Below are 15,216 nucleotides of genomic sequence, written 5' to 3'. Positions count from 1 at the left end.
AACGAAAGGTTAACGCCAGACAAGCCGCCTGTGCCGTTTTGGCCTACCAGCGCGGATTGGGTGAAGTTCCGGCCTTGGCCGGCACCTTGGCTGCCGAAACTGTCGCCTCGACATGATCGACCAGCGCATCCGGCAGGCCAAGCCGGCCGGCCAGCAGGTCGAGGTAGCCGCGCTCGGCGCGTGTGTCGGGATCGATGGTCAGGCGCGATGCCGTGTAGAGTTCGAGCTTCTGCGCATCGGTCTGGGCGCCTGCCACCAGCGCGTCGAGGTCGAGCGGGCTCGCCAGCTCCGCCATCAGGAATTTTTCGGCGTCGGAGCCGATGCCCGAAAGACTGAGCTTGCCGGCGATCTTCTGGCGCTCGTCATCGTCGACATGGCCGTCGGCCTTTGCTGCCGAGATCATCGCCCGCACCAGCGTCAGCGTGAATTCGTCCTCGCCTTGCGGCGCCTGCGACGGGTGGAAGGCGGTGTCCTTGGGCGGCGGCAGCAATTCAGGTTCGCCGCCTGCCGGCGCCTCGGCCGGAGCATTGCCGGCCTTGTAGTTCTGGTAAGCCTTGTAGGCGAGCCCGCCGATCGCGGCCAATCCACCGAGCTTCACCGCGGTACCCGTCACCTGGCGGCCGGCACCGGTTCCGAGCAGCACTGCAGCGAGCGCTCCAGCGGCCAGCGGATTGTCCTTGGCCATCTGCACGGCCTGGCCCGCCTTGTCGCGAACGGTGCCACTGGTGCCCGGGATTTGCGAGCCGAGCAGATCGTCGAGAAGCTTCTTGGGATCGAACATTCAGTGCCTCCAGGATTGCCCGGCCGAACGGGCAGGTTTCGAACGTCGAAGACGTAGGTCCCGGATCCTTGCATTACAATGACAAACCGTCGCCTTGCGGCTGTCGATAACAGAGCCAAACTAGGATCCGATGTGCGGATCCCTGCCCCGCGCCTGCGCAAGCTCGACTTGCCGCTGACGCTCGGCATAGCGCTGGCGGTCCTCGTCCGAACGCGCATCGAAGCAATGCGGGCACGAAACACCGGCGGCAAATTTGGGCGATGTCAGGTCGTTCGGCGTCAGCGGATGGCGGCAGGCGCGGCAGAGTTCCGCCTCGCCCTCGGCGAGGCCGTGCGACACAGAAACGCGCTCGTCGAAGACGAAGCACTCGCCTTGCCAGAGGCTCTGTTCGGACGGAACCTCCTCGAGGTATTTGAGGATGCCACCCTTGAGGTGGAACACGTCCTCGAAGCCGAGCGATTTGACGTAGGCGGTCGCCTTTTCGCAGCGTATGCCGCCTGTGCAGAACATCGCGACCTTGCGGCCTTCGAACTCCGCCCGGTGTGCTTCCACCCAGGCCGGAAACTCGCGAAAGCTGGCGGTAGCAGGGTCGATTGCGCCCTTGAAGGTGCCGATCGATACCTCATAGGCGTTGCGCGTGTCGATGATGACAGTGTCGGGCTCGGAAATCAGCGCATTCCAGTCGGCAGGCGCGACATAGGTGCCGGCGCTCGTCGCCGGATCGATATCGGCGATGCCCATGGTGACGATCTCGCGCTTCAGCCGCACCTTCATGCGATGAAACGGCATTTCCGCGGCTACGCTGTATTTGACCTCGAGGCCGGCGAGCCCTTCGACGGCTTCGAGATAATCGATCAGTTCGCCGATCGCCGTTTCGCTGCCGGCCACGGTGCCGTTGATACCCTCATGCGCCAGAAGCAGTGTGCCCTTGATGCCGCGCCCGCAACAGAAGGCAGCGAGCGGCGCGCGCAACTCCTCGAAGGCGTCGAGCCGGGCAAACCGGTAGAGCGCCGCAACGCGAAAGGGTTGAAGTGATGTCATGGCCGAAGCCACTAAACGCTCCCGCAAGCCGATTCAAGGCAGCGCCGGAATCCAGCCAAGTATCGGGGCCGCGCGTGACATCGCGACACGCTTCGTTTCATGGACAGAAAAACACCCGTCTGCTAATCGGTTGAATTGCCCTCAAGCGCGTCGCGCCGAAACCAATTCATACGTCGCGCTTTAGGTCTTTGTTTTATGGATGTCGTTTTCCCAAAGCCGGGATCCCTTTGGGGCGACATGCGCTAGGATACGGAGAGACAGATGCCCAGCAAGACCGAAAACCTCCTGTCGCTCCTAAACGGCCAGCCGGTCATCCCGGTGCTGAAGATCGCCAATGTCGCTGATGCCGTGCCCTTGGCCCGCGCCCTGGCACGCGGCGGCCTGCCGGCGATCGAGATCACGCTGAGGACCGCCGACGCGCTTGAGGCGATCCGGCGGGTGGCTGGTGAGGTCGAGGAAGCCATCGTTGGCGCCGGCACCATTCTCGATGTCAGGCAGTTCGAAAAGGCAGCGAGCGCAGGCTCGCGATTCATCGTCAGCCCCGGCATCACCCGCGAGCTTCTGGCGGCAGCAAGCGACAGCGCTGTTCCGCTGCTACCCGGCGCCATCACGCCCGGCGAGATCATGGCCGCACGGGAAGCCGGCTTGCGCTTTCTCAAATTCTTCCCGGCTGAGCAGTCGGGCGGCATCGCCTCACTGAAGGCCCTCGCCTCGCCGCTTGCCGATGTGAAATTCTGCCCGACCGGCGGCATCACCGGCAAGAACGCAGCCGATTATCTCAGCCTGCCCAATGTCATCTGCGTCGGCGGCTCCTGGGTGGCCCCGGACGATATGGTCAAGGCCGGCAAGTGGGACGAGATCGAAGCCCTGGCGCGTGCGGCAAGCAAGCTGGCGAAGTAAGGCCTTCGTCGCCGCATGAAAACCCGGCCGGCTTCCGTCGACCGGGTTGCCTGATGCGAGCAGGATCCGTCGCAGGTTTTGAGCCGTCCGCGATCACCGCGATGTCAGACCGGGGTGATCGGCCGATGGCAGGCGGTCTCGCAGCAAAAAGCAGCGCAGGTTGCCCGGCGCGGCTTTGTGGATTGGCTGGTCGCTTACTTGGTCTGGAAGCGGGCGACCGAGAGGAACTTGACGGCATTGCCGGTGAAGCGGTTGGCATCGGCCATCTGGTTGTCCTGCTGGAAGCCGGCCGTATAGACCTCGCTCGGCGCCGTGTGCACGATGCTGTAGGCATAGCCCGGCGCCGTCGTCGCGCTCGAAACGGTGGCGACATGCTCGCCGCTGGTCAGCGCCCAGCGGGCGGCCTGCGGTGCGGCGGCAACCACCATGGCCTTGGGGCCCGGCTTCAGGTCTCGCGCGGTGGCTCTCGATTCCTTGCGGGTGGTTTTCACGCCGGCGCCGATCGCGGCGGCCGGATCGGAGCCGGCCGGGCGGGCAACGACAGCCTCGCGCGGCGATGCGGCATCATTACCCGAAGGATCGTTGAAGGCCGAACGCGGCTCGGACTCGGACAATGAAGCAACTTGGTATTCGCCGGCCGCGCCGACCTGGGCATTGGCCTCGTCGAGAACGGCCTTGACCGCGTCCGGCCGGGCCATCTCGGGGCGCGCCGTCGGCAGCACCGAGAACGCGTCGGTCGCGGTCTTGCTGTGCTCAGCCGTATCGGCCAACGCCATCAGCACAGTCTTGCTGGGCGACGCAGCCAGAGCGGCTGGCAGAGAAGCGTCGGGGCGCCATGTCGGCAACGGTATGTTGTTGACGGCAATCTGGGCCGGATCAGCCGAAGCCGTTGCATCGGCCATGCCGAATGGAACGGTAGCAGGCGCATGTGCGGTCGCTACGGCCTGCTCGGTGGTGGCTGTCGCATCCGCCATCCCAAACGGAACATTTTCAGGCGGCTGAGCGCCGACATCGGCCTTCGGCCGCGGTGCGAAATCAGGCAACGGAACGCTGCGTGCAGGCAATGCCGCTATGATCGTCTCCGGCGTGTCCTGTTCAGGCTCGGGGGCCTGCTCCTCGGTCACCTGCGGAATCTCGGCGCGCTGCGCGTTCTCCGGCGCCACGATGGCGATGCCTGGCAGGTTGCTGGTCTTTGCCGCCTCGGCCGGCTTCAGGTTTCTCGCCTTGGGCGGAGGTGCAGCCGAAGCGGTTTCGACATCGGCGCTGTCGTCGGCCTCGTCGTCGCCGCCGCCAAAAAAGGCCGACAGGAACCCGCCTGATTTCTTGCCGCTGCCACCAGCGCTGGCCAACTCGATGGCCGGCGAGCCCGAACCCTTGCGCGCCTTGTAGGAGGCGAGTGCCTGCTCAAAGCCGGGCAGCGGCCTGCCGTCGCTCGGCACATGCAGTGTCTTGCCATTGGGGAACAGGCTGACCAGTTCCTGGCGGCTGATGCCGGGCCAATGGCGCACATTGCCGACATCCATATGGACGAACGGCGAACCGGAAGACGGATAGTAGCCGACGCCGCCGCCCTGCATCTTGAGACCGATATTGCGCAGCTTCTTCAGCGGCACGCCGGGAATGTAGAAGTCCATCGCCTTGCCGAGCATGTGCTGGCTCTTCTCGGCGACGCCCCGGCTGCGGCTGCGCAGCATTGAGTTCGTCGACGGCGAGCGATAGCCGCAGACGACCTGGATATAGTCCGTGGCGCCGGCTTCCCGGTACGCTTCCCAGACCAGATCGAGCAGACGCGGATCCATCTTGGTCGGCTCGTTGCGACGCCAATCGCGCAGAATGATGTTGATCTTCCTGAGACCCTCCGGGACGTAGCGGCCGTTGCGCTTGTAGACGATCTCGGCCTTCTCGTGTGTGTGGAGGTGATAGAGCTTCAGCGAACGTGTTTCGGCGCTGGCTCCGGTCGCAGCCGCGGCAACAAAACCAAGTGCAACAATCAATGCCGCCAGCCACTTCGGCCAGACGTTCACTTGATGGTGCCGCCCGTTTGTGTGTCGTTCGATTCTGTTCAAATCAAAAGGCCCTGCAGGCTGCCGTTTGTCCCCGGATTTGCCCAAACGGATGTGTCGCGATCACATCCGAATATCGATCCTAATGGTTAATCATCGCTTATTGAAGTCGAAATGCGGTAACACAGTGGCGATATCCCGCCAAAAATTGTACACGGGGTTTCTTGGTAAACCACTGGTTTAGATCATGTTTCCGCCTTTGCGTGGAACACGATCTGTTACCGTTAGCCTTAATGCGTGAACAGCGCTGTCCATAGGCCCGCCACAATCCGCCAACGGCCGGTATGTGGCCTGTTGTGGCATTGCAGACTGGTGCCGAGCTTGCGCCTCAGGAAGCGAGCCGGTCGACCCGGCCGGTCTCGGGGTCGATGCCGTATTCCTTGAGCTTGCGATAGAGCGTCGAGCGGCCGATGCCGAGTCGGCGGGCGACTTCGCTCATCTGGCCGTTGTAGTGATCGATGGCGAGCTTGATCATCTCGAATTCGACATCGGCCAGAGCGCGTACATTGCCGCGATCGTCGAGCGCTCGCAACGTGCCGAAGCGGGGCGGCAACCTGGCCGGTGAATTGGACTCGGTTGCCGGGCTAACCTCGCCGGGCAAGGCTTCTTCTTCGTCCCCCTGCGGAGGCAAGGACGGCGACAGCGCATCGCCGTCGGTGTCGAGGTTGACGGTGCCTTCCACCTGCGCCCGGATCTGCGGGAAGTCCTCCGAGGTCAGCAAATCGCCTTCGCAGAGCACCGAGGCCCGGAAGACGGCATTTTCGAGCTGCCGGATGTTTCCGGGCCAGTCATAGGCCTGCAGCACGGCGAGCGCCGCGGCCGAAATGCCTTGCAGTCGATGACGCGGGTCGGCCGGAGCCACCTTATCCATGAAATGGGTGACCAAGTAGGGGATGTCGTCGCGGCGGTCGCGCAGCGGCGGCACGAAGATCGGATAGACGTTCAGCCGATAGAACAGATCCTCGCGGAACTTGCCGTCCTTGACCTGCTGCAGGAGGTTGCGGTGCGTTGCCGAAATCAGCCTGATGTCGACCCTGACGGTCGAGCGTCCGCCGACCGGGTCGACCTCGCCGTCCTGCACGGCGCGCAACAGCTTGACCTGCACGTCGAGCGGCAGGTCGCCGATCTCGTCGAGAAACAGCGTGCCTGAATGCGCTTCGACGAATTTTCCGGTGTGCTTGTCGGTCGCGCCGGTGAACGAGCCCTTCTCGTGGCCGAACAGGATCGATTCGACCAGATTGTCGGGAATGGCGCCGCAATTGACGGTGACGAAGGGTTTCGAGCGGCGGTCGCCGCTGCCCTGGATGGCGCGCGCCACCAGCTCCTTGCCGACGCCGGACTCGCCCTCGATCAGGATCGGAATGTTGGATACCGCCGCCTTCTGGCCAAGGCGGATCACCCTGTCCATGGCCGGGCTGTGCGTGATCATGTCCTTGAAGGTCAGAAGGCCGCTGCGCCGGCGCGACGTGCGCTTGACCTCGCCCTCGACGGCCTCGACCTTGAGCGCATTGCCGATCGACGCCTGCAGTCTGTCCGGAGACGCCGGCTTGACGACGAAATCGAAGGCGCCGTGGCGCATCGCCGAGACCACGGTCTCGATGCCGCCCTGGGCGGTCTGCACGATGGTCGGGACATTTATGTCGCGCTCGCGCATCGCCTTCAGCACGCCGATGCCGTCGAGACCGGGCATGACCAGATCGAGGATGACCACCGAAACCTCGCGGGCGCTGGGCCCGTCGAGGACATCGAGAGCAGCCGCGCCGCCATCGATGACGATGGCCGTGTATCCGAACCGTGTCACCGCCGCTTCGAGCAGCCGGCGCTGCACGGGATCGTCATCGACTATGAGTATGGAACCTGTCATGACTGGTATGACTGCCCGCCCGAGGAATTCTGCCCTGTGGACCATCTTGGCACAGGGTTCTAAATAAGGTTTCAAAAAACCCGGTGAATGAATTCCTTAGGATTTGACCGGCTTCTCGTTTCCCCCTGAATCTTGGCCACGGAAGGTGTCGGCAATGCACATGGTCTCTGGGCACATGGTTTCTGCTCGGCAGCTTGCGGCACCAGCGTCCAGTCAGGGCGCGGCCGAGCTTGGCGACCTGCCGGAATGGAATCTTGCCGACCTCTATGCCGGCATGGACGCGCCGGAACTGAAGCGCGACATCGCCAAGGCCGCCGCCGATGCGATCAGCTTCGAGAGCCGCTGGAAGGGCACGCTGGCCGCCGAGGCAGAGCGCGGCGGCGCAGGCAGGCTGGGCGAGGCGCTTGTCGCCTACGAGGCACTGGAGGAACTGATCGGCCGCATCGTCTCCTATGCGGGGTTGGTCTATGCCGGCAACACTGCCGACCCGCAGCGCGCCAAGCTCTATGGCGACATCCAGGAGAAGATGACCGACGCCAGCGCGCACCTTCTGTTCTTCGCGCTCGAACTCAACCTGATCGACGATGCCGCCATCGAAGGCGCGCTCACCGGTGATCCGGCATTCGGCCACTACCGGCCTTGGGTGCTCGATCTGCGCAAGGACAAGCCCTACCAACTCGAGGACCGTGTCGAGCAGCTCTTCCACGAAAAATCTATCACCGGACGCGGTGCCTGGAACCGACTGTTCGACGAGACGATGACCGATCTTCGCTTCGACATCGACGGCGAGGAACTGACGCTGGAGCCGGCGCTGAACCGGCTCCAGGATGCCGATGGCGAGGTGCGCCGCCGGGCGTCCGAGGCGCTGGCCACGACCTTCCGCAAGAATTTGCGCACCTTCACATTAATCACCAACACGCTGGCCAAGGACAAGGAAATATCAGACCGTTGGCGCGGCTTCGAGGACATTGCCGACTCACGCCATCTCGCAAACCGCGTCGAGCGCAGCGTGGTGGATGCCCTGGCGTCCGCCGTTCGCGATGCCTATCCGCGCCTGTCGCACCGCTACTACGCGATGAAGGCGCGCTGGCTGGGCATGGAGGCGATGAACCATTGGGACCGCAACGCGCCGTTGCCGGACACGCCTCAGGCGATCATCGGCTGGGACGAGGCCAGGAACACCGTGCTGTCGGCCTATCAGCGCTTTTCGCCAGACATGGCGGAGATCGCGCGAACCTTCTTCGACCGCAACTGGATCGACGCGCCGGTGCGTCCGGGCAAGTCGCCCGGCGCCTTCGCGCATCCGACCGTGCCGTCGGCGCATCCCTACGTGCTGCTCAACTACATGGGCAAGCCGCGCGATGTGATGACGCTGGCGCACGAACTTGGCCATGGCGTGCATCAGGTGCTGGCCAGCGGCCAGGGCGCGCTGATGGCCTCGACGCCACTGACCCTGGCCGAGACCGCGTCCGTCTTCGGCGAGATGCTGACCTTCCGCTCCCTGCTCGACCAGACCACGGACAGGCGCGAGCGCAAGGCCATGCTCGCCCAGAAAGTCGAGGACATGATCAACACGGTCGTGCGCCAGATCGCCTTCTACGAATTCGAGCGCAAGGTGCATGCCGAACGCAAGAACGGCGAACTGACCTCTGACAGGCTCTGCCAGTTCTGGCTCGAAGTGCAGGCCGAAAGCCTGGGTCCGGCGATCAAGCTGCGCGAAGGCTACGAGGTGTTCTGGACCTACATCCCGCACTTCATCCATTCGCCCTTCTATGTCTATGCCTATGCCTTCGGCGACTGCCTGGTGAACTCGCTCTATGCCGTCTATCAGAACGCCGAGCGCGGCTTTCAGGACAAGTATTTCGAAATGCTCCGCGCCGGCGGCACCAAGCATCATTCGGAGCTTCTGGCGCCCTTCGGCCTTGACGCCACCGACCCCGCCTTCTGGCAGATCGGGCTTGGCGTCATCAGCGGCCTGATCGACGAGTTGGAAGTGCTCGACACTTGAAATGCGTCGCGCAGGCGTCACCAAACAGTTTAGCCCGAATGCATGTTGGTATCGCTGTATTCGTGCTCTAAATATCTGTTCTTGAAGTACTCTCCGTCGAAGTTTTCAGATAGCTTTCCACAAGCTCTATGATAGCCTTCGCTCCAAGCTCAGCCGGAGCGCATGCGGATCGGCGAGGAAAGATCTCAGCCGGCAGTAGCGCTCAGGCGAACGCGACGATGGCCGTTGGCCATGGCAAGCAAGGCCGATTGCCGACAGCTCGAACCGAAGCCGGCTGTTCTGCGAACCGCGGAACCACCATCGAGTAGTCCTTCGCCGAAGGTCATGACCCAACGGCAGACGGATCTGACTGGAGAGAGACAATGGGCACTTTTTTCTACATGCTCCTGGCATTCCTGGTAGGCGTGCTTGTGGGCTGGTTCCTGTGGGGCCGCCTGCGCGGTGAGTTGGACAGCTTGCGTGGCGACATCGACCGCACACGCAGCGAGCGCGACAGACTGCGGGCCGACAGCGACCGGCTGACCGGTGAACTCGATGCATGCGGCAAGACTCGCGCCGATCTTGAGCGCCGGCTGCGCGACGCGCAGGCGACGCCCGCTGCCAGTGCCACGACAAACGCCGCCCCCTCGCCCCTGATGTCGCCGCCTTCGACGGCCAAATCCGCGCCCACAAAGCCGGCGCCTGCCAAGCCGGTGGCCGCAAAGGCAGCCCCTGCAAAGGCAGTGGCTGCGAAATCGGCGGCGCCAAAGGCGGCAGCGTCGAAACCTGCGGTCAAGCCCGCGGCGAGCAAGCCGGCAGCCGCGACCTCGGCAGCCAGGAGTTCGACCGCACCAAAGGCAGCCCCAGCCAGGAAAGCCGCACCGGCACCGGCCAAGCCAGCATCCGGCAAGCCCGACAATCTGCGCCGGCTGATTGGCATTGGGCCGGTCAACGAGAAGCTGCTCAAGGCGCAAGGCGTCACCAGCTTCGCCCAGATCGCCGGCTGGACAGCCGCCGATATCAAGCGGATCGAGGACGTGATGAATTTCGACGGCCGCATCGCACGCGAGCGCTGGATCGAGCAAGCGAAGCTGCTCGCTGACGGCAACGAGAAGGAATTCGCCAAGCAGTTTCCAACTGCTGGAACCGCCAGCAACACCTGATTGTCAGGCAATAGCTGAAGATTGCAAACGGCGGCGCCAATCCTGCGCCGCCGTTTGCTTTTGGCCCTTGGGTTTGCCCGGAGTCGACCCGAAGGTCGGCTCAAAGGTCGGCCCAAGGTCGGCCCAAGGTCGGCTTTGAGTGGCGGCGTGCCGTTCCCTCGATTGCGCGCGAGCGGCCCCCCATATAGAGCGATCGACGGCTTCATTGACCGCAGCATCCGGTGCCCATGTCCCTGCCCGCCGCAATTTTCCGCAACGACGAAAGCGCGCGCCAGCTCGTTTTCGACCGGCCGGCCGATATCATCGTGGCGCATGAGGCAAAGGATTTCCTGCCGGCGCTGGAAGCAGCGCAAGCCGCGCACGATGCCGGCAAATGGCTTGCCGGCTATTTCTCCTACGAGGCGGGTTATTTGCTCGAACCGAAGCTCGTTCCCTTGCTGCCGGACGGGCGCCGAACTCCGCTCGTGTGCCTTGGCGTTTTCGATGCGCCGGTCGAAGAGGCGGTGCCGCCGCGCAATACCGTGGCGACCAATGGCCCGATCTTCGACGCCCGCGCGACGTGGTCGCCCGAGGATTACGAGAAGCGGTTCTCACGGCTGCACCAGCACATCAGGCAGGGTGATTGCTACCAGGGCAATTTGACCTTTCCGGTGCATGCGCAATGGTCAGGCGACCCGCTGGCCGCCTTCGATGCGCTGACCGAACGCCAGCCGGTAAAGTATGGTGCGCTCGTCGCGCTCGGTGAACCCATCGTGCTGTCGCGCTCGCCCGAACTCTTCTTCGAGATCGACGCTGGGGGCATGATCGAGACGCATCCGATGAAGGGCACGGCGCCGCGCGGCGCGACCAAGGCCGAGGACGAACGGCAGAAAATCTTTCTGCGCAACGACGAAAAGAACCAGGCCGAAAACCGCATGATCGTCGATCTCCTGCGCAACGATATCTCGCTGATCAGCGAGGTCGGCACGCTGGATGTGCCGGCGCTGTTCCGCATCGAAACCTATCCGACGGTCCACCAGATGGTGAGCGACGTCAGGGCCAAACTGCTGCCGGGTCTTTCCATCCGTCAGATCTTCGCGGCGCTGTTTCCTTGCGGCTCGATCACCGGCGCGCCAAAGATCCGCGCCATGGAAATCCTGCATGATCTGGAAGGCACGCCGCGCGATGTCTATTGCGGTGCCATCGGCTGGATCGCGCCCGGCGGCAGGATGCGCTTTTCCGTGGCGATACGCACCATCTCACTCTTTTCCGGTGGCGAGGCCGTCTACAATGTCGGTGGCGGCGTCGTCTTCGATTCGACGGCGCAGGAGGAGTATCAGGAGTGTCTGCTGAAAGCGCGCTTCGCGACGGGAACACCGCCAATTTCCAGCTGATCGAGACCATGCGCTGGGAACCCGGTTCGGGCTTCCTGCGCTTCGATCGCCATCTCGCCCGCCTCTATGGTTCGGCGGCGGAACTCGGCTTCCGCTATGATCCGGGCAAGGTCGGCGAGGCATTGAGCAGCGCGGTCAGCGGATCCCGCATTGCCATGCGCACCCGCCTCGTCCTGTCGCAAGACGGCGAGGTGACGGCCTCGGCACAGCGCTTTGAACCCCTCGCCGCCGACAAGGTCTGGCTGCTGCGGCTGGCGCGAACGAGGCTCGATTCGCACGATACGCTGCTGCGCCACAAGACCAGCCGGCGGCAGCTCTACACGCATGCCCGCGCCGAATATCTCATCACCCAGGCGGACGAGGTGATCCTGGCCAACGAGCGCGGCGAAATCTGTGAAGGTACCATCACCAACGTCTTCGCCGATTTCGGCGACGGAGCATTGGCGACGCCCCGGCTCGACTGCGGCCTGCTGCCTGGCGTATTGCGCGCGGAGCTTCTGGACGAAGGCCGCGCCCATGAAGCGATCTACAGCTTGGACGATCTGAAGACCGCCAGGGCGCTGTTCGTCGGCAACTCGCTGCGCGGACTGATTCCGGCCAAACTTACCTGAGGGAAGCCCAAACAATGTTTGTCGTCTCGCTGAACTACAAGGTGCCGCTGACCGAAATCGACCGCTTGCAGGCGGCGCACGTGGAATGGCTGAACGCCTGCTATGCGGACGGCATCTTCGTTGCCTCCGGGCCGAAGAAGCCGAGGACCGGCGGCATCATCATCGCACGATGTCCGCGCGAGGTGCTCGACGCTAGGCTGGCCGCCGACCCTTTCGCCAAGGCAGGCGCGGCCGACTATGATGTCACCGAATTCCTGGCGAGGATAACCGCCGCCGGCCTCGATCATTTCAAGGAAATATGAGCTTGGCCGAGGTGCTGCCCGCCCACACGCCTTATGATGGTTCGTCGAAACTCTTCAGCATCGGACTGAAGCCGCTCGATCCGGCGGACTGGATCGAGGTCGACGATCATCTGCTGCCTTATCTCGCCGAGAAGCGCCGGCTCTACGCGGAACTCCCCGAGCGCGTTTTTGTCGAGGAGGACGGCACGCGGGACGCCCAGCGGGAAGTGCTCGAATTGCTCCGCGCATATCTGCCCGGTAGATTTCCCGGTATCTATCACCCCACCGATGCGGGCATCGAGGCCTTTGATGCCGCGAACCATCCCGCCATTCCTTCCGGTCTGGGCGATGCGCCGCTGGTCACGGCTTCGCTGCTGGTCCAGGAAGACCTGATCCTGATGCGCCGCAGCGACAGCGGCTGGCGGCTTGTCGCCGGTTCGCTGTGCTTTCCCTCTTCCTGGTCGCTTCTCGAGAAGTTCGGCAAGCCGCTGCAGGACATCCACGCCCCGGTGCCGGGTTTCGGCCCGGGCACGCGTCCGGCCGAGCTGATCAACCGCATGTTCGACGGTCTGCAGGGCCAAGCCGTCGAGCGCTACAACTGGTCGATCCAGTCGGGCGACGCGCTCTACCATCCGCTCTCCGACCTGCAGCGCATCGACCGCGCCACGAACCGGCCCTCGCGCTTTCCCGACGGCGACATCAACGCCCATGCCTTCATCCGTGTCGAGCGTCAGACATTGCGAAGACTGCCTGTTACACGCGATATCCTGTTCACCATCCGCATCCATCTCGACCCGCTCGCCGTCCTCGCCCGGCACCCGGATCGGGCGATGCTCGCGGTGTCATTCGCCGCCCAACTCGAAGCGCTCGATCTCGCCCAGCTCGACTACAAGGGCCTGACCGCAGACCGCGACCGGCTGATCTCAGTCCTTAACCACATGGCCAATGACGGCTAGCCGCTGGTTGGCGCTTTTCGCTGGTTTGTGACAATGATCTGTGATGTAGCGCATGGCCGCCGGGCAAAGATGCCCGGTTTTGTGTGCGTGTTCCCAGTTTCCTGGGCTTTAAAGGAGTGTTCGATAAAATGGCGACCGAAAACTGGCCCGTTTACGGTGAAATCACCGGCCCTGTCGTGATGATCGGCTTTGGTTCGATCGGCCGGGGAACGCTGCCGATGATCGAGCGCCATTTCCAGTTCGACAAGTCGCGCATGACGGTCGTCGACCCGCGCGACACCGACCGCAAGCTGCTCGACGATCGCGGCATCGCCTTCGTCCAGGAAGCGGTGACCAAGAAGAACTACAAGGAGCTCTTGACGCCGCTTCTGACCAATGGCGGTGGCCAGGGCTTTTGCGTCAACCTGTCGGTCGATACCGGCTCGGTAGACCTGATGCGGCTCTGCCGCAAGCTCGGCGTGCTCTACATCGACACCGTCGTCGAGCCATGGCTCGGTTTCTATTTCGATGCTGAGGCCGACAACGCCAGACGCACCAACTATGCGCTACGCGAGGCAATGATCCAGGAAAAGCACGACAAGCCCGGCGGCGCGACGGCGATCTCCACCTGCGGCGCCAATCCCGGCATGGTCTCGTGGTTCGTCAAGCAGGCGCTGGTCAATCTCGCCACCGATCTTGGGCTCGAGTTTTCAGAGCCTGCGCAGGACGACCGCGAGGGCTGGGCCAAGCTGATGAAGAAGGCCGGCGTCAAGGGCATCCACATCGCCGAGCGCGACACCCAGCGCGCCAAGAAGCCGAAGCCGATGAATGTGTTCTGGAACACCTGGTCGGTCGAGGGCTTCATCTCCGAAGGCCTGCAGCCTGCGGAGCTCGGCTGGGGCACGCATGAGAAGTGGATGCCGAAGAACGCCAAGAAGCACAAGCATGGCTCCAAGGCCGCGATCTACCTGGAGCAGCCCGGCGCCAACACGCGCGTGCGCTCATGGTGCCCGACGCCCGGCGCGCAGTACGGTTTCCTGGTCACCCACAACGAGGCGATCTCGATCGCCGATTTCTTCACCGTACGCGGCAAGAAGGGCAAGGTGCACTACCGCCCGACCTGCCACTACGCCTACCATCCCTGCAATGACGCGGTGCTGTCGCTACACGAGATGTTCGGCGCCGCCGGCACGGCCCAGCCTGTGCACCACGTGCTCGACGAGAACGAGTTGGTCGACGGCGTCGACGAGCTCGGCGTGCTGCTCTACGGCCACGACAAGAATGCCTACTGGTACGGCTCGCATCTTTCGCTCGCCGAGGCGCGCAAGTTGGCACCCTACCAGAACGCCACCGGCATGCAGGTCACCTCGGCGGTTCTCGCCGGCATGGTATGGGCATTGGAAAACCCGGAGGCCGGCATCGTCGAGGCCGACGAGATGGACTACAAGCGCTGCCTGGAAGTGCAGTCCCAGTATCTCGGGCCGGTCGAGGGCCACTACACCGACTGGACGCCGCTCGATAACCGCCCCGGCCTGTTCCCGGAAGACCTCGACCGGAACGACCCGTGGCAGTTCCGCAACATCCTCGTCCGATAGCGCCCCGCAGGGCATACCGCGCTGCCTTGCAATCGCCCGGAAATCGGGCGATTGAAGGGATGCGGACGAGAGCGACGCGTGCCCGTTTGAAGGCACGATGTACGCTCTGGAAACTTGGATGCGCGCATCGTGCTTTCCGAAAATCGATTCCGATTTTTCGGCCGATGCGAGAGGAGAGGATTTTCACATGACTTTTGCGCGCAAAGTTCTTTCTATGAGTTTGGCGGGGGCCATTGTGGCGATGCTTGCTGCTTGTGCCACCAGTGGCCCCGACGGACCGCCGATGGCGGCGTCGCCGAAAGGCGTTGAAGGCTCCTGGATCGATGCCAAGGGCACCGGCCTGTCGACCTTCACCGGCGGCACCTTCACAACCGTCGCCACCGACACAGGCCAGAAGCTTGCCGATGGCAGCTACACGATGACCGGTGCCACTTCGGTACAGATCAACGGCACCTCGCTAATCCGCCAGACGCCAGTCAGCTTCAACTGTCTGATGGTTTCGACAAGCCAGCTCAACTGCACCAGCTCCAGCGGCCAGAATTTCGTGCTGACACGACGCGTTTGAACCTGCTGGCATTCGCTGACCACGGACGGCGGCCGATTGGCCGCCGTCCTTTTTACG

13 protein-coding genes are annotated in these 15,216 nt (G+C 63.5%); 9 read left to right on the top strand and 4 right to left on the bottom strand.

Features of this window, described 5'->3' with window-relative positions; translation table 11 throughout:
• Positions 1-43 precede the first annotated feature (43 nt).
• Positions 44-781, bottom strand: a complete 738-nt coding sequence (locus tag X744_RS154640; RefSeq protein WP_023759758.1) for a tellurite resistance TerB family protein — start codon at positions 779-781, stop codon at positions 44-46.
• Between the two features lie 120 nt (positions 782-901).
• The gene (locus tag X744_RS154645) at positions 902-1,822 is read right to left on the bottom strand and encodes a rhodanese-related sulfurtransferase (RefSeq protein ID WP_023759757.1); all 921 of its coding nucleotides are present in this window, start codon (positions 1,820-1,822) and stop codon (positions 902-904) included.
• Between the two features lie 261 nt (positions 1,823-2,083).
• On the opposite strand from X744_RS154645, the gene X744_RS154650 reads away from it, so the two are divergent.
• Complete coding sequence (locus X744_RS154650; protein WP_023759756.1) at positions 2,084-2,722, top strand: 2-dehydro-3-deoxy-phosphogluconate aldolase; 639 nt, start codon at positions 2,084-2,086, stop codon at positions 2,720-2,722.
• Positions 2,723-2,916: 194 nt separating this feature from the next.
• Here X744_RS154650 and X744_RS154655 read toward each other — a convergent pair whose 3' ends face one another.
• Positions 2,917-4,746 (bottom strand): DUF882 domain-containing protein, encoded by a 1,830-nt coding sequence (locus tag X744_RS154655; RefSeq protein ID WP_023759755.1) that lies wholly within the window; start codon positions 4,744-4,746, stop codon positions 2,917-2,919.
• A gap of 367 nt (positions 4,747-5,113) precedes the next feature.
• Positions 5,114-6,649, bottom strand: a complete 1,536-nt coding sequence (locus X744_RS154660; protein ID WP_023759754.1) for a sigma-54 dependent transcriptional regulator — start codon at positions 6,647-6,649, stop codon at positions 5,114-5,116.
• Between the two features lie 154 nt (positions 6,650-6,803).
• On the opposite strand from X744_RS154660, the gene X744_RS154665 reads away from it, so the two are divergent.
• From X744_RS154665 to X744_RS154700, 8 genes are all read left to right on the top strand, one after another.
• Positions 6,804-8,657, top strand: a complete 1,854-nt coding sequence (locus tag X744_RS154665) for a M3 family oligoendopeptidase (protein WP_245266643.1) — start codon at positions 6,804-6,806, stop codon at positions 8,655-8,657.
• Between the two features lie 362 nt (positions 8,658-9,019).
• Positions 9,020-9,799 (top strand): NADH dehydrogenase, encoded by a 780-nt coding sequence (locus X744_RS154670; protein WP_023759751.1) that lies wholly within the window; start codon positions 9,020-9,022, stop codon positions 9,797-9,799.
• 227 nt (positions 9,800-10,026) lie between these two features.
• A complete protein-coding gene (locus tag X744_RS154675) occupies positions 10,027-11,172 on the top strand; it encodes an aminodeoxychorismate synthase component I (RefSeq protein WP_023759750.1) in 1,146 nt (381 codons plus the stop codon).
• Complete coding sequence (locus X744_RS154680) at positions 11,121-11,783, top strand: aminotransferase class IV family protein (protein ID WP_031260321.1); 663 nt, start codon at positions 11,121-11,123, stop codon at positions 11,781-11,783. Before X744_RS154675 ends, X744_RS154680 begins: the two co-directional genes overlap by 52 nt.
• Before the next feature lie 14 nt (positions 11,784-11,797).
• Positions 11,798-12,085: a YciI family protein gene (locus tag X744_RS154685; RefSeq protein ID WP_023759748.1), complete on the top strand. Its 288-nt coding sequence runs from the start codon at positions 11,798-11,800 to the stop codon at positions 12,083-12,085.
• Complete coding sequence (locus X744_RS154690) at positions 12,082-13,020, top strand: DUF3445 domain-containing protein (protein WP_031260320.1); 939 nt, start codon at positions 12,082-12,084, stop codon at positions 13,018-13,020. Before X744_RS154685 ends, X744_RS154690 begins: the two co-directional genes overlap by 4 nt.
• A 128-nt stretch (positions 13,021-13,148) precedes the next feature.
• The gene (locus tag X744_RS154695; RefSeq protein WP_023759746.1) at positions 13,149-14,594 is read left to right on the top strand and encodes a homospermidine synthase; all 1,446 of its coding nucleotides are present in this window, start codon (positions 13,149-13,151) and stop codon (positions 14,592-14,594) included.
• A 187-nt stretch (positions 14,595-14,781) separates the two neighbouring features.
• Entirely contained in the window at positions 14,782-15,159 is a 378-nt protein-coding gene (locus X744_RS154700) for a hypothetical protein (protein WP_023759745.1), read from the top strand.
• Positions 15,160-15,216 lie beyond the last annotated feature (57 nt).

The organism is Mesorhizobium sp. LNHC252B00 (genome assembly GCF_000502955.1).
Lineage (GTDB): Bacteria > Pseudomonadota > Alphaproteobacteria > Rhizobiales > Rhizobiaceae > Mesorhizobium.
This window is presented reverse-complemented; position numbering and strand designations above follow the sequence as displayed.

Excerpts from the sequence above, each read along its gene's own strand:
- X744_RS154700 (WP_023759745.1), top strand. The coding sequence starts at position 14,782 with ATGACTTTTGCGCGCAAAGTTCTTTCTATGAGTTTGGCGGGGGCCATT.
- X744_RS154675 (WP_023759750.1), top strand. The coding sequence starts at position 10,027 with ATGTCCCTGCCCGCCGCAATTTTCCGCAACGACGAAAGCGCGCGCCAG.
- X744_RS154690 (WP_031260320.1), top strand. The coding sequence starts at position 12,082 with ATGAGCTTGGCCGAGGTGCTGCCCGCCCACACGCCTTATGATGGTTCG.
- X744_RS154645 (WP_023759757.1), bottom strand. The coding sequence starts at position 1,822 with ATGACATCACTTCAACCCTTTCGCGTTGCGGCGCTCTACCGGTTTGCC.
- X744_RS154640 (WP_023759758.1), bottom strand. The coding sequence starts at position 781 with ATGTTCGATCCCAAGAAGCTTCTCGACGATCTGCTCGGCTCGCAAATC.
- X744_RS154650 (WP_023759756.1), top strand. The coding sequence starts at position 2,084 with ATGCCCAGCAAGACCGAAAACCTCCTGTCGCTCCTAAACGGCCAGCCG.
- X744_RS154665 (WP_245266643.1), top strand. The coding sequence starts at position 6,804 with ATGCACATGGTCTCTGGGCACATGGTTTCTGCTCGGCAGCTTGCGGCA.
- X744_RS154670 (WP_023759751.1), top strand. The coding sequence starts at position 9,020 with ATGGGCACTTTTTTCTACATGCTCCTGGCATTCCTGGTAGGCGTGCTT.
- X744_RS154685 (WP_023759748.1), top strand. The coding sequence starts at position 11,798 with ATGTTTGTCGTCTCGCTGAACTACAAGGTGCCGCTGACCGAAATCGAC.
- X744_RS154695 (WP_023759746.1), top strand. The coding sequence starts at position 13,149 with ATGGCGACCGAAAACTGGCCCGTTTACGGTGAAATCACCGGCCCTGTC.
- X744_RS154660 (WP_023759754.1), bottom strand. The coding sequence starts at position 6,649 with ATGACAGGTTCCATACTCATAGTCGATGACGATCCCGTGCAGCGCCGG.